The 22,052-nt window shown below is 61.6% G+C and carries 28 protein-coding genes; 2 read left to right on the plus strand and 26 right to left on the minus strand.

Annotated elements, in window-relative coordinates:
• Positions 1 to 5: 5 nt before the first annotated feature.
• From AC3WLT_RS21730 to AC3WLT_RS21855, 26 genes are all read right to left on the minus strand, one after another.
• Complete coding sequence (locus tag AC3WLT_RS21730; protein WP_492593753.1) at positions 6 to 2,879, minus strand: phage tail tape measure protein; 2,874 nt, start codon at positions 2,877 to 2,879, stop codon at positions 6 to 8.
• Positions 2,872 to 2,994, minus strand: a complete 123-nt coding sequence (locus AC3WLT_RS21735; RefSeq protein ID WP_492593754.1) for a GpE family phage tail protein — start codon at positions 2,992 to 2,994, stop codon at positions 2,872 to 2,874. Before AC3WLT_RS21735 ends, AC3WLT_RS21730 begins: the two co-directional genes overlap by 8 nt.
• 8 nt (positions 2,995 to 3,002) lie before the next feature.
• Positions 3,003 to 3,455 (minus strand): phage tail assembly protein, encoded by a 453-nt coding sequence (locus AC3WLT_RS21740; RefSeq protein ID WP_492593755.1) that lies wholly within the window; start codon positions 3,453 to 3,455, stop codon positions 3,003 to 3,005.
• Positions 3,456 to 3,520: 65 nt separating this feature from the next.
• Complete coding sequence (locus AC3WLT_RS21745) at positions 3,521 to 4,030, minus strand: phage major tail tube protein (RefSeq protein WP_492593756.1); 510 nt, start codon at positions 4,028 to 4,030, stop codon at positions 3,521 to 3,523.
• A gap of 28 nt (positions 4,031 to 4,058) precedes the next feature.
• The gene (locus AC3WLT_RS21750) at positions 4,059 to 5,231 is read right to left on the minus strand and encodes a phage tail sheath protein (protein ID WP_492593757.1); all 1,173 of its coding nucleotides are present in this window, start codon (positions 5,229 to 5,231) and stop codon (positions 4,059 to 4,061) included.
• 71 nt (positions 5,232 to 5,302) lie between these two features.
• Entirely contained in the window at positions 5,303 to 5,968 is a 666-nt protein-coding gene (locus AC3WLT_RS21755) for a tail fiber assembly protein (RefSeq protein WP_492593758.1), read from the minus strand.
• Positions 5,969 to 5,985: 17 nt separating this feature from the next.
• A complete protein-coding gene (locus AC3WLT_RS21760; protein WP_492593759.1) occupies positions 5,986 to 8,034 on the minus strand; it encodes a phage tail protein in 2,049 nt (682 codons plus the stop codon).
• A gap of 2 nt (positions 8,035 to 8,036) precedes the next feature.
• Entirely contained in the window at positions 8,037 to 8,579 is a 543-nt protein-coding gene (locus tag AC3WLT_RS21765; RefSeq protein WP_492593760.1) for a phage tail protein I, read from the minus strand.
• The gene (locus tag AC3WLT_RS21770; protein ID WP_492593761.1) at positions 8,572 to 9,486 is read right to left on the minus strand and encodes a baseplate J/gp47 family protein; all 915 of its coding nucleotides are present in this window, start codon (positions 9,484 to 9,486) and stop codon (positions 8,572 to 8,574) included. The genes AC3WLT_RS21765 and AC3WLT_RS21770 overlap by 8 nt, the downstream gene beginning before the upstream one ends.
• On the minus strand, positions 9,483 to 9,845 hold the full coding sequence (locus AC3WLT_RS21775; protein WP_492593762.1) for a GPW/gp25 family protein: 363 nt from the start codon (positions 9,843 to 9,845) through the stop codon (positions 9,483 to 9,485). The genes AC3WLT_RS21770 and AC3WLT_RS21775 overlap by 4 nt, the downstream gene beginning before the upstream one ends.
• On the minus strand, positions 9,842 to 10,540 hold the full coding sequence (locus tag AC3WLT_RS21780; protein WP_492593763.1) for a phage baseplate assembly protein V: 699 nt from the start codon (positions 10,538 to 10,540) through the stop codon (positions 9,842 to 9,844). Before AC3WLT_RS21780 ends, AC3WLT_RS21775 begins: the two co-directional genes overlap by 4 nt.
• Before the next feature lie 232 nt (positions 10,541 to 10,772).
• The gene (locus AC3WLT_RS21785) at positions 10,773 to 10,952 is read right to left on the minus strand and encodes a hypothetical protein (protein WP_492593764.1); all 180 of its coding nucleotides are present in this window, start codon (positions 10,950 to 10,952) and stop codon (positions 10,773 to 10,775) included.
• Complete coding sequence (locus tag AC3WLT_RS21790) at positions 10,949 to 11,449, minus strand: hypothetical protein (protein ID WP_492593765.1); 501 nt, start codon at positions 11,447 to 11,449, stop codon at positions 10,949 to 10,951. The genes AC3WLT_RS21785 and AC3WLT_RS21790 overlap by 4 nt, the downstream gene beginning before the upstream one ends.
• Entirely contained in the window at positions 11,446 to 11,709 is a 264-nt protein-coding gene (locus AC3WLT_RS21795; RefSeq protein ID WP_492593766.1) for a hypothetical protein, read from the minus strand. The genes AC3WLT_RS21790 and AC3WLT_RS21795 overlap by 4 nt, the downstream gene beginning before the upstream one ends.
• 177 nt (positions 11,710 to 11,886) lie before the next feature.
• On the minus strand, positions 11,887 to 12,357 hold the full coding sequence (locus AC3WLT_RS21800) for a phage virion morphogenesis protein (RefSeq protein WP_492593767.1): 471 nt from the start codon (positions 12,355 to 12,357) through the stop codon (positions 11,887 to 11,889).
• Positions 12,357 to 12,773 (minus strand): phage tail protein, encoded by a 417-nt coding sequence (locus AC3WLT_RS21805; RefSeq protein WP_492593768.1) that lies wholly within the window; start codon positions 12,771 to 12,773, stop codon positions 12,357 to 12,359. Before AC3WLT_RS21805 ends, AC3WLT_RS21800 begins: the two co-directional genes overlap by 1 nt.
• Positions 12,766 to 12,993, minus strand: coding sequence for an Rz1-like lysis system protein LysC (gene lysC / locus AC3WLT_RS21810; protein WP_492593769.1), 228 nt, complete (start codon positions 12,991 to 12,993; stop codon positions 12,766 to 12,768). Before lysC ends, AC3WLT_RS21805 begins: the two co-directional genes overlap by 8 nt.
• Complete coding sequence (lysB, locus tag AC3WLT_RS21815; protein WP_492593770.1) at positions 12,887 to 13,321, minus strand: Rz-like lysis system protein LysB; 435 nt, start codon at positions 13,319 to 13,321, stop codon at positions 12,887 to 12,889. The genes lysC and lysB overlap by 107 nt, the downstream gene beginning before the upstream one ends.
• Complete coding sequence (locus tag AC3WLT_RS21820) at positions 13,318 to 14,124, minus strand: N-acetylmuramidase domain-containing protein (protein WP_492593771.1); 807 nt, start codon at positions 14,122 to 14,124, stop codon at positions 13,318 to 13,320. Before AC3WLT_RS21820 ends, lysB begins: the two co-directional genes overlap by 4 nt.
• Positions 14,121 to 14,393: a phage holin family protein gene (locus tag AC3WLT_RS21825; RefSeq protein ID WP_492593772.1), complete on the minus strand. Its 273-nt coding sequence runs from the start codon at positions 14,391 to 14,393 to the stop codon at positions 14,121 to 14,123. Before AC3WLT_RS21825 ends, AC3WLT_RS21820 begins: the two co-directional genes overlap by 4 nt.
• A gap of 3 nt (positions 14,394 to 14,396) precedes the next feature.
• On the minus strand, positions 14,397 to 14,738 hold the full coding sequence (locus AC3WLT_RS21830) for a putative holin (protein ID WP_492593773.1): 342 nt from the start codon (positions 14,736 to 14,738) through the stop codon (positions 14,397 to 14,399).
• 27 nt (positions 14,739 to 14,765) lie between these two features.
• Positions 14,766 to 14,972: a tail protein X gene (locus AC3WLT_RS21835; protein WP_492593774.1), complete on the minus strand. Its 207-nt coding sequence runs from the start codon at positions 14,970 to 14,972 to the stop codon at positions 14,766 to 14,768.
• A gap of 262 nt (positions 14,973 to 15,234) precedes the next feature.
• On the minus strand, positions 15,235 to 15,726 hold the full coding sequence (locus AC3WLT_RS21840; RefSeq protein ID WP_492593775.1) for a head completion/stabilization protein: 492 nt from the start codon (positions 15,724 to 15,726) through the stop codon (positions 15,235 to 15,237).
• A 100-nt stretch (positions 15,727 to 15,826) separates the two neighbouring features.
• Positions 15,827 to 16,507, minus strand: a complete 681-nt coding sequence (gpM, locus tag AC3WLT_RS21845; RefSeq protein WP_492593797.1) for a phage terminase small subunit — start codon at positions 16,505 to 16,507, stop codon at positions 15,827 to 15,829.
• Positions 16,507 to 17,523 carry a phage major capsid protein, P2 family gene (locus AC3WLT_RS21850; protein ID WP_492593776.1) on the minus strand — a complete coding sequence of 339 codons (1,017 nt, stop codon included), beginning with the start codon at positions 17,521 to 17,523 and terminating at the stop codon, positions 16,507 to 16,509. The genes gpM and AC3WLT_RS21850 overlap by 1 nt, the downstream gene beginning before the upstream one ends.
• A 40-nt stretch (positions 17,524 to 17,563) precedes the next feature.
• Positions 17,564 to 18,604: a GPO family capsid scaffolding protein gene (locus tag AC3WLT_RS21855; RefSeq protein WP_492593777.1), complete on the minus strand. Its 1,041-nt coding sequence runs from the start codon at positions 18,602 to 18,604 to the stop codon at positions 17,564 to 17,566.
• A gap of 154 nt (positions 18,605 to 18,758) precedes the next feature.
• Between AC3WLT_RS21855 and AC3WLT_RS21860 the strand changes: the two genes are divergently transcribed.
• On the plus strand, positions 18,759 to 20,537 hold the full coding sequence (locus AC3WLT_RS21860) for a terminase ATPase subunit family protein (protein WP_492593778.1): 1,779 nt from the start codon (positions 18,759 to 18,761) through the stop codon (positions 20,535 to 20,537).
• Positions 20,534 to 21,571, plus strand: a complete 1,038-nt coding sequence (locus tag AC3WLT_RS21865) for a phage portal protein (protein ID WP_492593779.1) — start codon at positions 20,534 to 20,536, stop codon at positions 21,569 to 21,571. The genes AC3WLT_RS21860 and AC3WLT_RS21865 overlap by 4 nt, the downstream gene beginning before the upstream one ends.
• The last annotated feature ends 481 nt before the right edge of the window (positions 21,572 to 22,052 follow it).

Genomic DNA, 22,052 nt, shown 5'->3' on the forward strand with positions numbered 1-22,052 from the left:
GTTCATCAGTCAGACAGGCGCGAGGCGGTGCGGGCCTGCTGCGAGCGCTGCGCGCGCTCCAGCTCGACGCGAACCATCCGGCCGATGGCCGCCTCGTCGGTGCCCGGTGGCGGGTAAATATTGATGGTGATGGGGCCGAACGCCGGCGCCGGCATGCCGGCTGCGTTTCCGGCCGCTGGCGACGCTCCGAGGGGCGGCCGGGTGTCAATGGGTACGGTCGGCCGCACGATCGGCACGGCGGCCGCCTGGGCGAGTGCAGCGCCGTTGGCAAGCACCGGCATGCCGAACGAGGTCGCCGCAACGGTCGCGAGGCCGATCGCCGCTTTCGCTACCCGCCCCCGTTCGCCTTCCATTCCGATCGCCGCGCCTTGGCCGATGAATCCGCCCAGCTCGCCGAATACGCGGCTTGGGCTATGGATGCCGAGCTTTTCCTTGAACCAACCAACCGTCGAGTCGGCGACGCCTGTAATTGCGTCCTTGACCGCGCCTAGCCCGCTGGTGATGCCGCTCACGAGTCCCGAAAGGATGTTCGCGCCGAACTCCAAAAACTTCGCCGGCAGCTCAAACCCGAACCATGACAGCACGCCGGCGAACGCCTGATAGAACAGGCCGAGCGGGGACCAGTTGAGAATCAGTGCAGCAATTCCAAGCAGGCCGCCGTCGACCGCGGTTCGCATGTCGTCGGTCAGGGAGCTGGCAACGTTCCGAGCGGCATCCTTTGCCATCTCAAAGCCACGCATGACGCCGTCGCCGATGCTCGCGGCTTTCCCCTTGATCCAGTCGATTGAGGCAGTCCATTTTGACGCAATCCAGTCGCTGGCGACGCCAGCGGCCGCCGAAATGGCCACCCACAGTTTCGCGAACTTCGGGCCGAGCGTGTCCCAGTGTTGCCAGATATAGACCGCGCCGATCGCGAGCAGGCTGATTACCGCGATCAGCGGGTTAGCCATCGCAAGACGGCCGAGCAACATGAAGGCTTGCGCGACGAGCCGGAAACTACCGACTACCGTACCGCGCAGCAGAGACGCGAGGCCGCCGAACACGCGCGCCAGAAAGCCGCCCTTCATGCCTAGCGTGGTCATGCTGAATTTAAGGACCGCCATCGGGCCGAGAATGCCCGCGAGTACGATCGTCATCGTCCCCAATACCGCCAGCGCGCCAGCGAGAACCGCAAGCGTGGTAATGATCGCGGTGGCCGCCGTGCTGTGCGCCTTCATAAAGCCGTTGATCGTGTCGAGCGCGGCCGAGGTCTTTTGAAGTGCCGCGTTATAGAGCGGCGAGATTTTTTCGCCGATCTCGAGCTTGAGGTCGCGCAGTTTGGCGAGCGCTGCGATTTCGCGGCCGTGCGTCAGTTGCTGGCCTTTCGCGTTCGCTTCGTCGATGCCATCGGCGCCAGCGTTCAACCGCTCGTTTTTGTGGATTTGATCCTTCTGCATGTACATGGTCGTGAACAGATTCGCCGCCGTCCGATTCGTGAAAATCGTGGCGATCATGTCCTTAACCTTGTCCGGGTCCGTGATGCCCTTGGCGGCCAGCTTCGGCAAAAGAACCTTTTCCATCCATTCGAGCGGCGAGGCTTTGAGCATGTCGCCGCCGGCGAGCGCGCCGGGTTTGATTTGCTTGATCATGCCGATCTTGTTGTATTCGACCTTGTTCTTATCGAGCAGATCGAGCGCCATCATTTGCTTGGCCGCTTTCACGGTCGTCTTACCCTGATAGACGTTGCTGTAAGCGGACATAAGCCCGGTGCCGACGGCATGGCCGCCCATTTCCTGAATAAGCGGCTCCATCTGGTAATAGAACGCGTCCTTGCGCATCTGTTTGGCCGCGACGCCGCCCGTCTGGATGAAGTTACGCCACTCGTCGCCGCCCACGCGGCCGCCGGTCGCCGTCAGCACCTTCTGCACCATGTTCGCTTCGTCCTTGAACGTGGCTTCGTCCTTGGTGCCGCCGCGCAGCTCGATCACCTTCAGCATGTTCATGAACTTTTCTTCGTTCGCGTGCGCGTCCTCCGCGCCGAACATCGCTTCGTTGGCGAACTTCATTTTTGACAGCGTCGGCATCACCATCTGCGCATGATGTTCGTCCGCGAAAATCGTCAGCGCGTCGCGCATCATCGTGACGTTGTCGGTTGTGCTGGTGCCATAGACTTTCATCGCGCGGGCGTACTTCGCCGCGTCTTCGGACGCGTGATCGCCGAGACCCAGCGCCCGGATACGCATCACTTCGATTTCGTATTTCTTCGACTCGTCGAGCGATTCGCGCATATCGCCAAGCATGTGCATGCCGGTCGAGCGCGCCGCATAGCCGCCGACCGCCATGCCGGCCGCCACGCCCTGCATGGCCTGCATGCTTTTGCGGGCCGCCGCCAGCTTGCGCTCACGTTGGCTGATTGCGTCGAGCTTGCCCATTTGCTCATTCATCGTCGCCGTGGTGGCCGCGATGTTCGTGCGCAGCTCGCGTTCATGCTGCGCCAGATTGCGCGTCTCGACGCCGGCGCTGGCGAGCCGTCCGCGCATCTCCTGTAAGCCGGCGGTCTGTTTCTTCTGTTCGGCGCCAAGCTGCGAAGCGGCCTGCCTGGCCTTCGCCAGATCGGCCGTCATCTGTTGCGAGGGCGGGCCGAATGCGCGCAGCGAGTCGGCCATCGTCTTGACGCGTTTGCGGGCGGCTTCGAGCCTGGTCGAGGTCTCGGTGAGGCCGGCGTGCATTTCGCGAAACGCGGCGACGCTCTTTTGCGTCTTGCCCATTTCAGCCAGCTCGCGCCGCGTTTCCTTGAGCGAGCTGGCAAGCCCCCTGTTTCCGGCCAGCAGGTTTTTCAGGGGCTTCGTCATGTTGTCGACCATGTCGAACATGACGCGCAGTTTCAGGGCGTTATCCATCGTTATTCGTTCCGCTACGTTGCCGGGCCCGCTCGCGCCATTCCATCAGCTCGGTCAGGCTAAAGGCGTCCATCGTGGCCGGTGTCCATCCGAACACCGTCGCGATATCGGCCATCGGGTCTTCTACGCGTTCAGGGATTCCAGTTTCGATTTCATGGCCTTCGGCATCAAAAAACCGGCAAAGATACCTCCCAATTGCACGAGGTCGGCCGGGTCGATTTTGGCGACGTCCATTTCGGTGAGCGTCGGCGTGCTGATACGCGGCAGCACCTTTTGCAGCGCCGCCACGTCGAGATTGACGAGGTCCGACAGCGACGTGCCGCGCAGCTCGCCGGAATCCGGCTTGCGCAGCGTGATTTCGGTAATGGTTTGCTTGCCGCGCACGAGCGGCGTGTCGAGCGTGTGCGTGTTCGGGTCTTTGACCTTTGCGCCGGCGCCGGCTTCGACGCCGTGGTTGTGGCCGGGGTCGGCAACGCCGAGGCTGTGAGAGTGACCGGGGTCGGTGATGCCGTGGGTGTGGTCGCCGCCGGTGGCGGTGATGGAGTGCGTGTGCGAAGCGGTGTCTTGCGTGTTCATCGTTTATCCGTGCGAGTGATTGCGGTTTGTGTGGCCTGCCCGATCGAGGGGCAGGCCTGCGAGGGTTACAGGCCGATTGCGTTGCGCAGCTGTTGCAGCAGATCCACGCCGTTGATTTTCTCCACCATGTTGACGAAGTCCATTTCAATGAGGTCTTCGCCGTTCATGGACAGCTTGTAATAGCTCGCCACGGTCGTGACCTTGAAATCGGTGTCCTCCTTCGACTTGGCGGTGCCGGAGTCGATTTCCTTGTGCCTGCCCTTGACGACGATTTCGATCGAGTCGTAAGTCGTCTTGTCTTCGGACTGGTAGCCGCCGGCGAAGCGCAGCAATACGCCATCGTGTTTCGTGATGCCGTACTGTTTGATGACTTCCGGCATGAAGCCGCCGCATGTCCATTCCATCTGAATGGCTTCCTGCCCGAAGTCGATCTGAATCGGGCCGCTCATGCCGCCGCCCATGTATTCCTCCATCTTGCGCGAGAGCTTCGGCAGCGTGATTTCTTTCGTCTGGCCGACGAAATTCGCCCCGTTCTGGAACAGGTTGAACCCTTTAAGTTTGCGTGGCATGCCCATTTGTTATGGCTCCTGGTTAGGCCGTGGCTTACGCGGTGACCCGCGAGGCGAAATCGGCGAGATATCGGTCGGTGATGCGTTGGCGAAGCATCAGGTTTTCGAGCGGTGGAACCGGGCAATAGTCGTAATCGATATACGACTTGCCCGATTTGAGAACGTCGGTCGTGTTCGGCTCCGGGTCGAACCACGACGAACCGTCGATCAGATAACCCTGCGATTTCCACTCGCGGAATTTGCCATTGATGCTTTCGATAATGTCGCGGGCCAGCGACGGATTAAGCGGGCCGTCGACGACAGGCATCTGCGCTTCGGCCATCGTGTCGGCCAGCACCTGTGCGGTGCGCGTGTAGTTCTCGAATGCGAACAGCGGATCGTCGGAACAGGTGCGCGAACCCCAGAAACGAAAGCCGTTGCGGTTGACAAGGGTCGTCACGTCCTGTTCGTTCAGATAGCCAGCGTCGGTGGCCGGGTCCTGCAGATCCCAGGAAACCGGCGTGCTGATACCGGTCACGCCGTCGACTGCGACGTTGGAGAGCGTCTTGTGCCAGCCAATTTCTTCGTCGATGCGCGCACGCAAGCCAATGGCGTAGGCCGTGGCCGGTACTTCGACCGTGGCGTTGGCGTTGTCGTCCCATGCCAGAAAATTCGGCCAGATCACCATGACTTCGCGGCCGCTGAATTGCTTGCGGTAGGCGGTCGCTTCTTCCTTCGTCTTGGCGCCGGCGGCGTAGATGTAGGCGAACCCCTTCAGGGCTTTGGCGGTGGCCGCCAGCTCGGTTCCTACAGCCTGCGTATCGAGCAGTGGAGCGCCGATAATGCGCGGTTTGACGCCGAGCGTCGCCTGCGCGGTCCTCAGTGCCTTAAGGCCCGTATACTTGCCTTCGGCCGTGACCTTGCCGATCACGTTCGAGGTCGTCTCGGCTGCATCCTTGCCTTCTGCGACGCGCACGACGACCGTGATCGGCTTCGTCTGCTTGCCGATCGCATTCAGCGTCTTGTAAAGCGTGCCTTTGGTGCCAGCCTTGCCAAGTGCCGAAACGACATTTGTCAGCAGCACGGGCGTATTGAGCGGGAACGTCTTTGCGTCCGCGTCGTCGGCCGTGCAAACGATGCCGACGATCGCCGTCGAGATTGCGCGAATCGGGCGCGTGCCCTGGTTGAATTCTTCGACGCGTACGCCGTGGTGATAGTCCTGCGCCATGTTGTACAGCTCCTATAGTGAGAGAAAGCGGGAGTCGTCCCGGTGTGGTGTTCCGGCCGGGTGAACTGGCACTAAGCCGGGGGTTGCTCTTGCGCCGCTGTGTCGTCGGCCGGCGTGCTGGTTGAGGGCGCATCGGCTTCGGGCGCTTCGGGTTCCGGTGCCGGCGGCACGTAAGGCGCCGGCGTGTCGGGCCATTCGACCGAATCGGGGAATGTGTCGCTTTCGATCGCGCGAACAAGCGCCATCTGATACGCCGCCCACGCCTTGAAGTAATAGATTTCTTCGTCGTTCAGCAGATCGGCCGCCATCGCGTCGGCCTTGCCGGCGTTCTCACTGCGCGCCTTCGACATGCGCAGCTCGAATTCGGCCATCATCGCGGCGCGCTTTTCCTGCGCGATCAGCTCGAGCGCGACAGCCCATTCGCCGTTAATCCACGTATGCCGATCGGACAGCCGGGGCTTATCGGTCAGGTTCAGCTCGGCCGGCGTCTTGCCGGGGGCGGTGATCTCGGTCGGCTCGCCGGTGTCCTGGCGATACAGCATCCGGCCGCGATAGTCAGGCAGCAGCACCCATGCTCCATCGCGGTAAAACGGCCATGAAAGCGGCGTGCGCTCGGGCAGCGTGTCGGACGTGCTGAATGCAGGAACAAGCCAGCGCCCGTCGTTGCGCGGGTCGGCGTCAGCCAGGCAGCTATTCAGATAAGCGCCGGTCGTCGTATCGAATTGGTGAATCAGCATGGTTCGTTCTCTCTAAGTCAGTAAGCGCGGATCATCGCCAGCAAGGCGACAGTGCGAACGCGGGTTTCAGATCCGCCGTCAGCGTTGACGGTGATTGCGTGGCTGTGGGCACCGGCGCCGCTCATGCCGATGTTGTGTCCGTGGTTGCCATCGCCGTTGATGCCGATGCCGGTGCCGGATGGGTAAGTCGGAACCTGTGCGGGCCGCTGGCCCTGGTCGCCCCGGATCAGGACGGCCGAGTCGCGAATGGGGCCAGAGAATCCGGGGTCCTGGCCGTAGGTTTGGTGCGTGTGCCCAGGGTCGGATACCCCGTGACCGTGCCAGCCCTGCGCATCAGTCCAGGCGCCGTGGATGTGGTCGCCAACAGCGCCGGCCGAGGCGCCGTGTGCGTGCCAGCGGTTCTGGCTGTCCTGCCATGAACCGATACCGCGCGAGCCGTCGACGCCGCGTCCGTCATCCCAGCAGCGCAGATGCTCGCCGCGCAGCTCGGGAATGCGGAATGTGGTTGCGCCGTCGCCGCTCGAAAAACAGCCCCAGTTACCGCCGCTCCATGCCGACTCAGCTACGAGCGCACCGCTCGCCTGTGCATAGGCCCACAACACCGGATAGTCGGCGCGGTTCAGCACGGCGCCGTTAGCCTTGAGAAAGCCGGCGCGTGCGGACGTGCGCGGCTCCATGACGATTTGCCCGATCGCGGCCATCGCGATCTTTGACGTAACCCATTCGGTCGTCGCGAGTCGCGTCGACACCTCGCCGGCGGGCGGCGTTGGTCCGGTCACTGGTTGATCGAATACCGTAACGGACGGTGTGAATCGAACAGTTGTGACGCCGTTGCACGTAACCGCGAACGTGCCATCGTTGATGTGATAGAAGCCGGTATCGGCATCGTTAATGAACGTCAGCGACGGATAAGCGGCGCTACCCTCACTCAACCAAAGACGCTTGCCCGTTGCGAACGTCACGTCGTTATTGAGCGTTCCGCCTTTATTCGCATCGAGCGGCGTAAGGTTGCCGGCGTGCCACACCGCGCTGCCGCCGACACACAGATTCCTTAGCGTGAAGTCGAAAAAAAACCATCCTTTTGTCGGCGAATACCATCCGGCCTTGTTGGCGTTGGCGAAAAAGTAGCCGTCACTCGGGCCTAGATAAATCTGCCCTTCGTTGGTTGCCCGGTTGACATCCATGTTTCCGTCGATCCTGGCCGAGCCATTAACCTGCACCGCGTTCGTGCCGTCATCAATCGTTGTGTTGAACAGAAACCGGCCGCCTCGTGACAGCATGGCCTTGCGAACGCCGAGGATCGAAAAATTGATGCCTACATCGCCAGCGGTCGGCGCCGTGTTGTCCGCGTCCGTGGTGGAGTTCAGATTCAACATCTTGGCGTTGTTGACCGTAGAGTAAGAGTCAACAAAGTTGCCGTTGCTCTTCGCGTCAAAGGCAACGGATTGCGAATTCACGCCATAGCGAGAGGAAGTCAGACCATAGCTTTGTACAGGGCCGGTGAAAACAGCGCCAGTCAGCGCCGCATAGCGGGCCGCCGCGGTCTTCGGCGTAACGGCGCGCGTGTCGTCGGCGCCGGCGTTGACTTCGTCTTGCGTCGCCAGCTCGACGACGCCTTGCCGCTCGGTCGTCGCCGGCGGATTCGTGAAATTGGCATTGCCGAAAACGAGCTGCGCCGCGTCGATCGTGGTGAATTGCAGATCAGCCGAGAGCAGCAGCATTGCCGCCGGCGCCTTCTCCATGATTGGACCGTCTTCGGACTTCTGGCAATAGACCCCCGCAAGCACTCCGTTCTCGAGGTACAGGCCGAAACCGTACAGCTTGTATTGATCGGCGGTGTCGTCCCTCAGCGTGACGTGAATCGTATCGAACGCGATATTGTCGCCGCCGAATGTGGTGATGCGCTTCAGCTCGTTCGGCAGCTTTTTAAGCGTGCGATCGGTCGAATCGAACCAGCCCGTACTCAGGCCGATTTCGACGATCTTGTGTGCGTTGGTGCCGGTGTTGCCCGGTGCGACGAGCGCGGCGCGGCCAGCATCGGTGATGCAAATAAGGGCTCCGGCCATGTTCATTTATCCGTGAGTGAAAGGCGGCGATACAGGGCCGGCCGAACGGCCGCTGCAACGCGCTGTGTGCCCTGTATCGAAAAGCCCTGCGTGAAGGTGTAGTGAGCGCGTACCGGCTTGGTGCGATCGATCTCGGCGAGGATGTCGGCGACATAGGCGGCCGTTGCCGGTACGCCATCCCGGCCGCTTACGGTCATCACAATGTCGAACGTGCCAGGCACACCGGGCGGGGTCATCTCAAACCATTCGCGCAGCGCGATATTTGCGCCGAACGTCGCGACGACTTCACGCACCGCCGCAGCGGTGCCGTTCTTGCGGGCGATCGGGATCGCCGCCTTGACGCGGGCGCGCTTGACTTGCTCGGGCCAGTAGTCTTTCCATGCGTCGACGCCCATGTGCCACGCGAGCCACGGCAGCGAGGCGAGCGGTATCGCGTCCGGGTTCATCAGATCGCGTAGCGGCGTTTTAATGTCGCTGATACGAGCGTTGACGGTAGCAATGTTGCGTTCATGCACCGTCGAATTCGGGGGCAGCAGGCTACTCATTGCTGTAAACGCCTCCGTCGCGCAGATCAATCGACGTGCAATAAGGCGCTTCGGTCTTCGACGCCGGAATATCGGCCAGTGGGCTTCGCAGAATCACCTTCTGCACGCCAGCCGACCGCGCTGCGGCATAGATACCATCGAGCGTGATTGCCATGCCGAGCTTGTGCATTGCGGTGGTGTATGCAGCCATGCGTTTGCGGGCTTCGGCAAGCGCTACAGAGCGATCAGGCCCGGCAAAGAAAACCAGATCGGCACTCACTGCATAGCGTTTAATCGTTGCACTACACCCCGTCACCTTGTCGGTGAGCGGCCGCTTGTCATCCGCCTTCAGATTGGCCAGGACAATATCAATGAGATCCTGGGGCGCAGTGCCGTCACCCTCACGCGATAGAACAGTAATCAGCACTTCGCAAGGTGCGGGGCTGGTCGCCGAGGCATCCAGCACCCGGCCATCGGCATTTCGCGCGTGCGATACATAGGCGCCTTCCGGACCCGCGACAGAAAAGCTTTGCGGCGCGAGCTGCACTCGGGCGCGCAAGTCTGTATCGCTTTCCAACACCGCTTCTACGCCGTTCGCCGTGTCGGCCGGCGTCAGCACAAGCCGCTTGATTTCGAAAAACGCCGCGAGCTGGTCGAGGTCGCCGTCCTTCGCATAGGCGAGCATCACCGCGCGTGCGGCGTCGTTGACCCGCTGGCGCAACACGACTTCGCGATAGACGTTTTCTTGCAGAAGGATCATCATCGGCTCCGATTCAAGGTCGAGCGATGCGGCAACATCGGCTTGCGCGTCGGCGGGATACAGGGAAATGAGCCGCGCCTTGCGGGCGGCCAGCAGCGTTTCAAAGTCGATCGTTTCGACGATATCCGGCGACGGCAGTTGCGACAGGTCGATAGGGGTCACGCTCACGTCGCACCCCCACTGCTAACCGCCACGCTGGTTGATACTGCGTCGCCGGTGTCAGTCGTCGTGCCTTCGATATCGATCACCTGCATGCCGGCGCCGGTGTCCGTGGTGTCAGTCGAGAGCTGCACGCGGGTCAGCGTCAGGCGCGGTTCCCAGCGCATGAGTGCGGTCGCGATCGCGGCATACAGGCGCACGCGCGTTTCGCCATTGTTCGGCGCGTCGATCAGGTCGGGCAGCTCCGACCCGAACGGCCGGCGCTTCACGCGCGAGGCGATAGAGGTCGTCAGAATCTTGGCGATCGATTGGTAAAGGTGAGCCAGCCCGGAAATGGCGCGGCCGGTTTTAGCGTCCATGCCTCTCATTTCATCGGCTCGTTGGTTGGGGCGTATTCGCCGTTCGTCGGGTGTTTATGCTTCGACGTGCTCACGCCGGCCGCAATCACGTCCTGCGTGAACTCGGCGCCGCCTTCGATTTTCATCACTGCACCGCCGCGTTCGCCGCCCTTGCCGGTCATCCCCGATTCAAAGGCAAACGCACCTTTAACCAGCATCGAGCCGGTAACGGTCGTATCGGTGACGTCGATCGTCATCGTGTCGGCCTTTACCGTGGCGTCTTTGGTCTGCACCGTGACCGAACCGGGCGCGACGATCAGCACGGTCGCGCCGTCAGGCAACGTGGCCGCCAGCGAGTGCTTTGCGTGGTCGTATTCAACGATCGCGCCATCGGGATATGCGCGGATGTGCGTGTCGGGGCTATTGCTCGGCGCCGGCGCCGCGTCGGAATTGAGGCCGCAGAGAACGAAGCCTTGGGCGGGGTCGCCCATCGGGCAGAACAGCACAACCTGTTCGCCTTTGGTCGGTGGGTTCCATTCGCGGGTCGCGCCGGCGCGCACCGACAGAAACGGCAGCCAGTTTGTTTGCAGGCCTTCGCCGTCCGGATCGGTCGGGTCGCCGACAGACACGCGGCATGTCGGCGGATTGCTGGCGTGATTAACGTCCATGATCGCGCCCTTGCGGATCATGTTGATAATCAGTCGTCGGATTTCGTTAGCGTCCATGCCGGCCATCTTGCCGACCGCACGCGCGCAACGCGAGCAGCGCCGCATGTGTTCGCGCTGGGTACAGTACGCGAGTCGCAAGAAGGCCGCGCGTATGCCTGGACAAGCCAGGCGAAGCTGGAATCCTCCGCAGAAGGCGAAGCGCCCGTGACGCTCCGCCTCGCTTCATGTCAGATGCGATTTCAACCGCGCGAGGCTGTACCCGATACCGGTCGAATCCGGCGAAAGCGTTTCACTCGTCGACACCGCCTGCCTCTACAGTTGATTCAATGGGGGGCATCGGAACAGCGTCGCCGGGTTGGTAGACCGTGTACATCGTGCCATCGCAGACGACTGCAACGGCGTCAGGCGGGATTGACGCGGCCGGGCTCAGAACGCCGTCTGTGTTTGCTACTGCAGGGATGGTTTTCATGGGTTCAGAATCTCCACGGTGTAGCCTTCAAGGGTCACGGTGTCCGCTACGTTCGCTAGCTCTACCGTAAATGTCAGTAGCTGGTCTTTGGCCGTGTCGACCGACAGGGTACAAATCTCCCCGGTGGACGTGGCCAGGCCCGCTGACCACATGCTCTCTGACACCTGAGCGTTATACGAATTTCGATTTCGAATGCTCTTTACGAACGTCAGTGATAGCTGTGTGCTGGCAAGGAGCTTGAAATAAACCTCGCCACCAAAACGCCCCCTAATAGTTTTGACATTGCTGTTGTTCGTGTAGGACCACAGTGCAGTAATGCGCAATGCCCCGTTCTTCCCGAGCGCGCCGGCCGGAACAGTGACTGCAGCCAGCACAGTTTCAGCGGTCGTCCCCGTAACGCTCGCGGGAACCGCCGACTGCGCGAGAATGATCGGCGCGCGGTTGCCCTGAGGATAGCCGCAAAGCGCAAGTAGCCTCTTGAACTCGCCGAGGATCATTGTTTCACCCACATGCTTTCAGCGGTGAGAATTGATCCGGCATACGTGTATGTTTTGAGACGCACGAGGCCCGTAACAGGCTCGGTTGCGGTGTCGATAATCAATGCGCCCCGGTCATCGTAGGTGTATTTATGCGCGCACGATGCCGGGTCGAACGGCATAGCGGCACTGTCCAGCACGACCGTACTCACGTCGGCCGCGCCGCACATGCCTGTTTGCGCACCGCCGGTGCCTTTCCGTCTGTCGAAAATCCAGCTCATTTGAGTAAATCTCCTGCCTTGTGATAAATCGGTGAACTGCCGCGCGTAGGTCATTGCCGGCGCAGGGCATCGGCCAAAGGCATTACCGCGCGCCGGCCATGTTGGCGATTGCACGCGCGCGATGCGACTGCGGGCCTATGTATCTGCGCCGGCTACAAAAAGCCCTTAAAAATAGGGCTATTTCATGATGTGCTTAAGCAATACGTCGCGTATTAACTCGCGATCGTGGGCAGTGAAGCCGAGCAGCGATCGGGCGGGGTATTGGTATTCGACGCCCTTCGGTGAGACGCGATCGCGTAACCCGAACTGGTGGACGCGGGCCACGCGTGAGACCCGGCCGGCGAAGCCAACAGCGAGGCTCAGCGCATCGGATTCGACTTTGAGATAGCGAGCCGTGCGCAGCTTCGCGAACATCGCGGCGCGTTTGATGCGCCCTTTCTTTTCGCGCAGCTTGCCACCCTTCCCTAATCGCGGCTTACGTGCAGCGAACGGGCTTTCGTCGGGGTTGCGCTGTGTGGCGATGCGCGTTTGCTGGCTGCGCCGCAGCTCGCGGGCTACGTCACGGGTAACAGCGCGCCGGCCGGCCGGCGCGAGCTGCGCGAGCAGCCCGCCCGCCCACTTGTCGAGCGCCTGTAAATCGTTGTCCATCATCCAAGCCAGTGATCGGCAGCGTCGTCGACGTGCCTGATAGTGCGCTTGCCGCTCGCATCGATCGATACAACGACGCTTTCAGTGAGCTGCATCTTTATCGACAGATCGACCGTTTGATTGTTGAGAACATCGGCTTCGAAAGTAATACCGGATTCGCGTTGATCGACATTCGTGACAAGGTCCGGCTGATTGGCTCGCGCCCATTCGACGATAGCGATAAAGACGTGATCGGCTTCGCCGGCGAAGTCCAGCACCAGTGCATGCGCGGTGTACCGATACTCGAATGACGGCGTTTGTGTGCCGGTCGCGGCGATATGGCCGGCGTCGATGAAAACGGTAAGGCGATCGGGGTCGGTCGCGAGCGAAGGAATTGCAGCGACGAGCGCCGCGCGTAGGCTGGCCGGTTTAATCATGGGTGGCCGCCGGCGCCGGCTTTCGGTTCTGACAGTCGAACACCATATCGATCTTGGCCGCGCAAGCCGCCCAGGCGGCTTTGACCATGTGCAGCGCGTCGTCGAGGGCGCCGTTAGTGGTCGGTGCCGTCGCCGGCAACGTGCAACGCGTCACCGCCTGGCACTCTTGCAAGATAATCGGCGGCGCCGGTGAGAGCGGGGCTTGCGTGCATGCGGACAACGTCAGCAGGCAAAGCACCAGCAGCCCACGCGCGGAAGTCTGCGCTTTCATTGTTGTATCTCCTGATTTCGTCGCGAATGCCGGCGAGCTTGGCGTCGATGCCGTTGCGATCGGCATCGAGCTTGCGCTGTTGGGCCGCCTTGTCGGCCGCATCGTCTTGCAGACGCCTGATTGTTTCGTCGCGGGTGGCCAGATCATCTTTCGCGCGTTTGGCGACGTCCTGTGCGCCGGCCAGCTCGGCGCGCAGCGCGCGAACGTACAGCACGCCGGCGGCGATCACTAGCAACGCGACGACGCCGGCGACGCACTTCGCGGCGAACGCGTTCATGCCGCCGCCTTGTCGGGGCCGGCGTACTTGAGATACGCCTGTGCGAGCTTCGCGTCGTACAGGTTGCGGGCGTAATCCGCGCCGTTGTAGCCCTTGGCGAACGCCGCCCACTTCTTACCCTTTAGCGCCGAAAGCAAGGCCGTATCGGCCGCAACAAAGCGCACGAACGCGTCGAGCTGGTCGCCTTCGCTCTTCTCCATGCGGGCAACGAAATCATCGATACTCGAGTAACCGAGGCGTTGCCAGTGATAGCCCATCACCTGAAACGCGCCCCAGCTCGCCGACTCATACGCGGCGCCGGCGTCGATCAGCTCGGCGGACGCAAGGCGCGTGTACTCGGCCGCTTTGCCGAGGTAGCCGCCGGCGGTCTGCGAAACGATGTTCGGATATCTCGCCGCGAGCGGCGCCGGATCGATGCCGCGCGCCTGTAGCTGTTTCCAGAATTTGTGGCGTTCAAACAGGATCGCCGGCCGGCCGTCGAGCAGAAAGCCAGATCCACTTGACTCCACCTCATTGACGGCGCGCACGCATGCGAGCGGCACGCCGAGCGTGTCGGCCGCCGCGACGAGGTCGGACAGCGACAGGTGTTTAGGGTCGCGCCGGCCGGTCGCGAGCGCGGCCAGAGTCTTCGGGCCTGCGATGCCGTCATCGATAAGGCCGGTTTTCTTCTGTAGCGCCATCACCGCGGCTTCGGTCGCGGCGTCGTACAGGTGCGTGACTTCGAGCGGATAGCCGGCGCGGATAAGGCGGCGTTGCAATAGGCCAACATCGTCGCCGTGGTCGCCGAAACGGTGCGTTTTCATGGTTCATTGCTCCAGAGCAGGCGCGCGACGTTGCCGCGCACGCCAAACACAAACAGGGCCAGCAGTACCGCCGAGCCAGCTTCGAAAATGCCGACAGACTTCGCGTGTAGTGCCAGCTCGATCGCCGAGCCGCCCATAACGACGACCAGCGCCCATGCGATCCATGACACATTGCGACGGTGGCGGGCACCTCGCCGGCGGTAGGTCAGCACGCGCACGATGGCGGCGACATAGGCGGTGAGTGCGATAACTGCGATCGGAGTGAACACGGCTTACCCTCCGTTCTTGAACAGCTTGAACAGGTCGAGCGTCTTGACGCGCTCGATCAGTTGCAGCGTGACAGTAATCACGAGCGCAGCAGCAAAAAAAGCAGCCACGCCGGTTGACTTGATCGGCGTCACGTTGACGATTTCGGGCGCGGCCAGATAGCCCATCACCAGCGAAATCAGCATGTACGCGACGCGCTTTAATGCGCCGATATCTTTCGACGTGACGACGACGAGCGCGGCGCCTGTAAAGGCGCCAATCAGCGCGTTGCCGTCGATACCCGGCGCGAGGCTCGCGAGGCCGATCGCGGCCGATAGTGCGAGGGTGGTGGTGCTCGGTTCGGCCATGTCGGCTCCTGGCTCAGTGTGGATCAATCAGTCAAACAGTTGGAGTAAGGGCGTCGTCGTGTTGACGCTCGCCAGATCAGGAAGGAAAACGGGCGTGCCGATCGGCAGAAAGACGCCGTAGTCAGCCAGGCCGGCATTCGCTTCGAGCACCGCCTCAACGGTGCCATCAGTGCGGCCGTAGTGGCGCCAGCAAAGGGAATCGACGGTGTCGTTCTGTTGTGCAATAACGCGCATCAGGCGATTTCCTTGCCGTGTTTGTCGAATGTCTGAAGAACACGACTCCTAAGGCGCATGGTTCGCGCGTAGGCGTCGAGGAACAGTTGCGCGTTTTCCCAGCTCGTTGCGCTATCGATTTCGCGCCAGCCGTACCACGTTCGGCACTCGATTCGGAATGGTTCGGGCTGGCGGCCGTTTGGGATGACGGGCCGGCCGGGGCGCGGCGCCGGCGGGCGCACGTAAGGCGAAGGAACGAATCGAATACGGTATCTGGCTTTCATCAAATCAGCTCGATCGTTGAGCGCGGCAAGCCGCGCATGTCGCTCAGTGCCCAGCGAACGTTACGGCGCGCATCGCAGATGGTCGTTTCGAGGTCTTCGGCCTTCTGGCCGCCCGATTTCGTCGAATCGAAATCGCGATACCGCTCGGTGAGGTCCGCGTGTGCGTAGTTGAAAACGGCGCGGCGATAGCGCGCGAGCTGCACGCTTTCGCCGCCGATGTTAGGCGCCGGTACGGCGGCCAGATCGGCATAGCCGGCCGCGACGTGGCCGGCTTGCCATGTGCCCAGCTCCGCATTAACGCTGGCGATCGCATCGATCGTGGCATCGCGCAAGCGCTCATGCGTCGCGGTGCCGTCGAGCCGCATCGAGGCGCGCAAGGCGTTCATGTCGATGTCGGGGAACCAGCCATCGTTTTTGACGATCGCGGCATTGGCCGGCGAGCCAGGTGTCTGGGGCGTGGTCGGTTCGGCGGTCGCGAGAAAGCTACTCATGGGACATGGCTCAGAAAATGATGGCGGTGGGCCGGCGTCGGATCGCGTTTCCGTCAGGTGTTGCGATCGTCAGCCGGCGCCGCCATGCCGGGGGGGCTCTTTACGTGCGGCCGGCTTTGGTGCCGGCCGCATTGCTCGGTTCGGTCTCGAGCCGAGCAATGTCCTGTTTCACGCCGGCGCGTTCGTCGAGCTGCAACGCGCGGCGTAGGTGATCGAGGGCCGCAGTCTTGTCGGACTCCTGTAGCGCTTTGCCAAGCGCCTTATGCAGCTTGGCCCGCACCTGGTCGTGCATGTCGGCCGACTCGGTCAGCATCATCACTTCGGCGAGCTGGCCGGCGTCGAACGTGTCGCCGAGCTTGAACGCCGCCAGTGCCGCCTGTGCGAATTCTTCGGCGATCGCGGTCGCAAGCGGCCGGTCGTACTGGTCGGGCAGCGTCATACGGTGCGCGAGGGCATACCGGGCGATATCGAGCGCGCCGGAGAAATCGCCCGCGTCGACGCGCCAGATCATCACGGTCGTAAGAACATCGTCTTGCGCGCCCCGCCCGCCGCTCAGTGCGCCCGCGACATAGTCGACGTACTCGGGCAGCAGCTCGGCGCGCTTCACGTCGATCTTGCGTTCGATCGATTGGATCGCTTTCAGGCGCCGGCGATCGGTCGCCAGCTTCGCAAGCATCAGCTCGTATGCGCTCGCGCCGGCGAGGGATTCGCCAGGCGCGGCCGAGGCCGCCGCCAGTTCTGCCGTGACGCGTTCGTAATGGCGTTGGGCGGGGCTTTTCATCATGCAGCCTTCGCCATGAATTCGATGTTTTCGGCCATCGCGCCACAGCCGAAATCTTCGACGACATACGCGTCGTTACTCGACTCATAGTTTTCGATGCGATCGCGTTTCGAGTTGTCGACGATGTTGCGCCGGCGGCCACCGTCCTGCGTGTAAATCGACAGGTTGTCGAAACGCGTAATGAGGAGCGCGTTGGCAGGGAAGAAAGGCACGCTAACCGCTGGCAGGTTGCCAATCCGCTTCTGACTGATGATCACGTCAGCCGCGAGGGTTTCGGTCGGCGGCTGCGTCGTGTTGACGATCGGGAAATATTTGTCATGCAGCAAGCCACGGCCGCAGAAAACGAACAGCGCCGTATCGTCCTGGTGCCACGGGTCGATCATGTTCGAAACAATGTCGAAAACCAGTGCGTCGAGATTTTCGTAATCGCCGCCGACACCGAGCTTCACCTTGCCGGCCGTCTTGCCTTCGTGCAGCACGCGGGCCGCCGCCTGGTCGCGGTATTTCTGGAGCCAGCCTTTGTTGACGTCCTGCAACAGCGGGTTTTTCGTACGGTTGGACGTTGCCGCGCGCGAAGTGCCATTGAAGCCGATCGCGATGCGGTCGAGCGCTTGGCGCTTGATGATTGCGTCGCGCAAGCGGGCCTGAAAATCGGCGAACTTCGCCCACGCGTCGAGCTTTGCATACGTGATGTGCGAATCGAAATTCGTCTGCGTGCAGACATAGCCGGTTTCGTCGAGGTCGCTAACGTCAGTCGTTTCGCGATCCTGTTTCGTGGTGTCGGTTGTGCCGGCGATCGGCGAGCCGATGCCGAGGCCGAGCTTTGCGCCCTGTTGTTCGGTCACGCCGATCATGTTGACGCGTTTCAGAAAATCGCTCGATTCCTGAATGCGGGTTTCGAGCTTCTGTTGCACGCTCGGCGCAACAGCGAACTTCACGGCGGCACTTTCGACGCCGCTCAGTTTGGCGATTGCTTCAACGTAGGCGTTAAAGGCAATCCGGGTTTCATTGCGCATCTAAAAATTCTCCGGGAACGTGAGGGGGGACGAATGCGGGCTAGCAGTCGGTGACAACAGCAGCGGGGGCGCCGGTCGCTGGCGGCCGCGGCTGCGTGGTGCTGGTCGTCGAAAGCTGCGTGTGGAGTTCGTCGAATGCCTTGCGGTCGGCGTCGCGCTGGTCGCTCAGTTCCGCGACGGTCTTCGTCAGGGCGGCGACAGTGTCGGCTTGCTCTTTGCCGTGCGTGGCGAGCGCTTCGACGGCTTGGGTCACGTCAGAGAATCGCGAATCGTCGGCCGCCTCTTTCCTCTTCACGCCGGTCAGCAGTTCTTTAACGCGGGACAGCAGCGCCGGGATTGCCGCCGGTTGCTGCGCTTCTTCAAACTCGATCACGGTTTCCTCGGCGGCCGTGAATAGGTTCATCGGCGATACCTTGCGGCCGGTGAATGGCGAGGCCTTCGGGTTTTGAGCTGCGAAAGAAAGAATCTCCGTGCCGAGGCTTGCCGGGCTATCCGTCACGGCCAGGCCGATCAAATACGCCTGTTTGGTGTCGGCGAAAGATGCGTCGATTTCGCACGAGGTATAAATTTTCTGGCTTGCCTTCGTCATCGCGACGAGTTCAGGCGTGGGGGCGATTTGCGCATAGAGGCCGAGCTTTCCGGAGAATTCGCCGTCGAGTTCGCGCACTTCGACCGCGAGCACGTCGCCGTATGCTTTGAACGGGCCATCGGGATAGATACCTCGATAGTGTTCGAGATTCACACGGGCGCCGTATTTGGTGGAGCTGTAGTTCGCGGCAATCTGTTCGAGCCATGCGCGCTCGATCGTGCGGCCGTCCGTGGTCGCACCTTCGACGGCGATGCGGAACATTTTCGATTTCGCGAGCTTCGTCGCATCGGCCGAGGCGGTCGAGCCGATCGCCATAGCGCCCAGGCCAGCAGCCGCGCCCAGGTCGACGCCGTGAGACGCGAGCGTGCCGAGTACATCGGCATGTTTGAGAACGGTGCTCATGGCGAGCGTTGCCGCGTGTGCATCCATCGAGAAAGCAAACGCGATCGCCACGACGACGAACGACATAAGCGACAGCTTGCGGGTGTGCATTTTTAGGTCTCCAACAGGGGCCGGGGGAGTGGTTAAGCGTGAGTCCATATCTTGCGGTTGAGCACGCCGCAGCTCAACGCTTTGCGTTTGTTTTCGCTTTGGATACAAACGCTTACGCGTGATTGCGCGCGCGCGGCGCGGGAAACTTGGGGCCATGCTAGAAACTGCCGACATCGCCCCCGTTCTCGAATCGAATGCCGATCCACGCCGCATTGCGCGCGCGCTCTACTGGCAGGGTTGGCGCGTTACGTCTATCGCGCGTCACCTGGAAATCAAGCGTGCAACGGTCGAGGCATGGAAGCAGCGCGACGAATGGGATAAGGCGACGCCGATCGAGCGCATCGAGTCGTCGTTAGAAACGCGCCTTGCAGTGCTGATTGCCAAACCAGAAAAAGACGGCCGCGACTTCAAAGAGGTCGATTTGCTCATGCGGCAGGTCGAGCGCATGGCGCGTGTCCACAAGTACGGCGAGACAGGCAGGGAGAGCGATCTAAACCCCGCCATCGAGGCGCGCAACACGGCGCCACGCAAGGCTAAGGCAGTACGCAACGAATTCAGCGACGAGCAGCGCGATAGGATCGTCGAGGCCTTCCGCGATTCGCTGTTCGATTATCAAAAGGTCTGGTATCGCCAGCGCGATCAGCGCACGCGCAATATCCTGAAATCGCGGCAGATCGGCGCGACGTGGTATTTCGCCCGTGAGGCATTGGTTGACGCCGTCGAGACGGGCCGAAATCAGATTTTTCTATCGGCCAGCAAGGCACAAGCGCATGTGTTCCGGCAGTACATGTGCCAGTTTGCGCGTGAGGCCGCAGACGTTGATTTGTCCGGTGAGCCGATCCTTTTGCCGAACGAGGCAATGCTTTACTTTCTCGGCACGAACGCCCGCACCGCGCAGAGTTATCACGGCAATTTCTATTTCGATGAGTATTTTTGGGTCGGTGGCTTTCGCAAGCTAAACAAGGTTGCATCGGGTATGGCGATGCATAGCAAGTGGAGAAAAACCTATACCTCCACGCCATCGAGCATGCAGCATGAGGCCTATTCCTTCTGGACTGGCGATCATTTCAACCGGGGCCGCGCCAAGGCCGACCATCTGCACCTTGACGTAACACACAAGGCACTTGCACGCGGCCGGCTTTGTGAGGATCGGCAATGGCGCCAGATCGTGACGGTCGAAGATGCCGTGGCCGCCGGTTGCAATCTGTTCGACCTTGACGAGCTGCGGCTTGAATACAGCCCCGAGGAATATCTAAACCTGTTGATGTGTCACTTCATTGATGACACTGCATCGATTTTCCCGCTCGCCGACTTACAGCGCTGCATGGTGGATTCGTGGGAGCTATGGGAAGACTTTAAGCCACTGGCGCCCCGGCCGTTCGGGCACAGGCCTGTATGGGTCGGGTACGACCCCGCGTTATCCGGCGATTCGGCCGGCTTGATCGTGGTGGCGCCTCCGGTGGTGCCGGGTGGCAAGTTTCGCGTGCTGCACAAGGAGCAATGGCGCGGCATGGACTTCGAAGCCCAGGCCGACGCAATCAGGCGCATCACACGTGATTTCAACGTGGAATACATGGCGATCGATACGACCGGCATCGGCCAGGGCGTGTACCAGCTCGTTCGCCAGTTCTACCCGAACGCGGTTGCGCTCAACTACTCGCCAGAGGTTAAGGGCCGGCTCGTACTCAAAGGCTTGTCGGTGATCGGTAAGGGCCGACTCGAATTCGATGCCGGGTGGACCGATCTCGCGCAATCCTTCATGGCTATCCGAAAGACCATGACTGCGAGCGGAAAGCAAGTCACCTATGAGGCGAGCCGCAGCGAGGAAACCGGACACGCGGACCTTGCATGGGCTTGCCTGCACGCGCTCGGCAATGAACCGCTAGAGGGCGTTACCGCCAACAACACAGGCTTTATGGAGTTCTCAAATTGAGCAAGCGCAGATACAACAAAACGCACGCCGCAGCGCCGGCGCCGGCCGCAGCACCGCCAGCGCGGGCCGAGGCCTTCACGTTTGGCGACCCGATGCCGGTTATGGATCGGGCCGAGATTCTGGATTACGTCGAGAGCTGGTCGGCCGGCGATTGGTTTGAGCCGCCGGTGTCGTTTGCCGGCCTGGCGAAGTCGTTTCGCGCCGGCGTTCATCACAGCTCGGCGATTTACTTCAAGCGCAATGTGCTGTCATCCACGTTTATCCCTCACAAGTTGCTCGCACGCGAGGAGTTCGACAAGTGGGCGCTTGATTTCATGGTGTTCGGCAATGGCTACCTTGAGAAGCAAAAGAGCCGCCTTGGTGGGACGCTCGCGCTGAAACGCGCACCGTCGAAATACCTGCGCCGCGCGACCGATTTGCAGCGCTTCTTTCAGGTCAACGGCATACAGGAAGGGCACGAATTCGCGGGCGATACCATCCATCACTTGATGGAACCGGATATCAATCAGGAAGTGTATGGCCTGCCCGAATATCTCGGCGCGCTGCACGCGGCATGGTTGAACGAGTCAGCGACGCTGTTTCGTCGTCGCTACTATGAGAACGGATCGCATGCCGGGTTCATCCTGTACATGACGGATGCAGCTCAGAGACAGGAGGACGTCGACGCGTTGCGCGAGGCGTTGAAAAACAGCAAGGGGCCGGGTAACTTCCGCAACCTGTTCATGTACGCGCCGCAGGGGAAAAAGGAAGGGATTCAGCTAATCCCGGTGTCCGAGGTCACGGCGAAAGATGAGTTCTTCAACATCAAGAATGTGACGCGCGACGACTTGCTCGCCGCGCATCGTGTCCCGCCGCAGCTTATCGGCGTGGTGCCGAGCAATACGGGCGGATTTGGCGCCGCAGATACAGCGGCCGAAGTATTCGGCGCCAACGAAATCGAACCGCTTCAGCGCCGTTTTACGCAGCTCAATGAGTGGATCGGCGACGAGGTCGTGCGCTTCAATCCCTACACCATCAAGCGGGCCGCCCAGTGATGGCCCGCCGGGCACGTTTTCCGGGCCTGTAGCGGGCCGGCACTGGCTCGACAGGGCGCCCGGGCGACGCCGCGCAGCCGCTGGCCGTATGGGTCGATAGCGGTCACGGTTGCCGTTGAATCGCAGTCCCCCTCCCCGCCTGCCCGCCGCTTGGGTGGCCGCTTTTGATGCAGTCGCCGGCATCCGGCCGAGCCGCGCCGCTGCGAGGGCACGCGGGCGATTTTGGGGCCGAAAGAGTGATGCGTTTTGCTGCACGCAACGACGGTTTCGTGCTCGGCTTCGAACGCGTGCCGTCCAGCTCTCGCCCGCGCGTTCGGCATGCCCACGGCGGGGCTGATTTCGAAATCGACGAAGAAAAAACATAACAACGTAACGTAGCCCGAAAATCGGCCGGAAACCCGCGCGGGTATTGGGTTCGGGGCGTTACAAAAAAACGTAACATCATGCAACGTAGAACGTAACGCTGCACACAACCAATTGA

The sequence above is a fragment of the Paraburkholderia sp. FW306-2-2C-D06C genome, from assembly GCF_058781505.1.

Excerpts from the sequence above, each read along its gene's own strand:
- AC3WLT_RS21730 (WP_492593753.1), bottom strand. The coding sequence starts at position 2,879 with ATGGATAACGCCCTGAAACTGCGCGTCATGTTCGACATGGTCGACAAC.
- AC3WLT_RS21735 (WP_492593754.1), bottom strand. The coding sequence starts at position 2,994 with ATGGCCGATATCGCGACGGTGTTCGGATGGACACCGGCCACGATGGAC.
- AC3WLT_RS21740 (WP_492593755.1), bottom strand. The coding sequence starts at position 3,455 with ATGAACACGCAAGACACCGCTTCGCACACGCACTCCATCACCGCCACC.
- AC3WLT_RS21745 (WP_492593756.1), bottom strand. The coding sequence starts at position 4,030 with ATGGGCATGCCACGCAAACTTAAAGGGTTCAACCTGTTCCAGAACGGG.
- AC3WLT_RS21750 (WP_492593757.1), bottom strand. The coding sequence starts at position 5,231 with ATGGCGCAGGACTATCACCACGGCGTACGCGTCGAAGAATTCAACCAG.
- AC3WLT_RS21755 (WP_492593758.1), bottom strand. The coding sequence starts at position 5,968 with ATGCTGATTCACCAATTCGATACGACGACCGGCGCTTATCTGAATAGC.
- AC3WLT_RS21760 (WP_492593759.1), bottom strand. The coding sequence starts at position 8,034 with ATGGCCGGAGCCCTTATTTGCATCACCGATGCTGGCCGCGCCGCGCTC.
- AC3WLT_RS21765 (WP_492593760.1), bottom strand. The coding sequence starts at position 8,579 with ATGAGTAGCCTGCTGCCCCCGAATTCGACGGTGCATGAACGCAACATT.
- AC3WLT_RS21775 (WP_492593762.1), bottom strand. The coding sequence starts at position 9,845 with ATGAGAGGCATGGACGCTAAAACCGGCCGCGCCATTTCCGGGCTGGCT.
- AC3WLT_RS21780 (WP_492593763.1), bottom strand. The coding sequence starts at position 10,540 with ATGGACGCTAACGAAATCCGACGACTGATTATCAACATGATCCGCAAG.
- AC3WLT_RS21785 (WP_492593764.1), bottom strand. The coding sequence starts at position 10,952 with ATGAAAACCATCCCTGCAGTAGCAAACACAGACGGCGTTCTGAGCCCG.
- AC3WLT_RS21790 (WP_492593765.1), bottom strand. The coding sequence starts at position 11,449 with ATGATCCTCGGCGAGTTCAAGAGGCTACTTGCGCTTTGCGGCTATCCT.
- AC3WLT_RS21795 (WP_492593766.1), bottom strand. The coding sequence starts at position 11,709 with ATGAGCTGGATTTTCGACAGACGGAAAGGCACCGGCGGTGCGCAAACA.
- AC3WLT_RS21800 (WP_492593767.1), bottom strand. The coding sequence starts at position 12,357 with ATGGACAACGATTTACAGGCGCTCGACAAGTGGGCGGGCGGGCTGCTC.
- AC3WLT_RS21805 (WP_492593768.1), bottom strand. The coding sequence starts at position 12,773 with ATGATTAAACCGGCCAGCCTACGCGCGGCGCTCGTCGCTGCAATTCCT.
- lysB (WP_492593770.1), bottom strand. The coding sequence starts at position 13,321 with ATGAACGCGTTCGCCGCGAAGTGCGTCGCCGGCGTCGTCGCGTTGCTA.
- AC3WLT_RS21820 (WP_492593771.1), bottom strand. The coding sequence starts at position 14,124 with ATGAAAACGCACCGTTTCGGCGACCACGGCGACGATGTTGGCCTATTG.
- AC3WLT_RS21830 (WP_492593773.1), bottom strand. The coding sequence starts at position 14,738 with ATGGCCGAACCGAGCACCACCACCCTCGCACTATCGGCCGCGATCGGC.
- AC3WLT_RS21835 (WP_492593774.1), bottom strand. The coding sequence starts at position 14,972 with ATGCGCGTTATTGCACAACAGAACGACACCGTCGATTCCCTTTGCTGG.
- AC3WLT_RS21840 (WP_492593775.1), bottom strand. The coding sequence starts at position 15,726 with ATGAGTAGCTTTCTCGCGACCGCCGAACCGACCACGCCCCAGACACCT.
- gpM (WP_492593797.1), bottom strand. The coding sequence starts at position 16,507 with ATGAAAAGCCCCGCCCAACGCCATTACGAACGCGTCACGGCAGAACTG.
- AC3WLT_RS21850 (WP_492593776.1), bottom strand. The coding sequence starts at position 17,523 with ATGCGCAATGAAACCCGGATTGCCTTTAACGCCTACGTTGAAGCAATC.
- AC3WLT_RS21855 (WP_492593777.1), bottom strand. The coding sequence starts at position 18,604 with ATGCACACCCGCAAGCTGTCGCTTATGTCGTTCGTCGTCGTGGCGATC.
- AC3WLT_RS21860 (WP_492593778.1), top strand. The coding sequence starts at position 18,759 with ATGCTAGAAACTGCCGACATCGCCCCCGTTCTCGAATCGAATGCCGAT.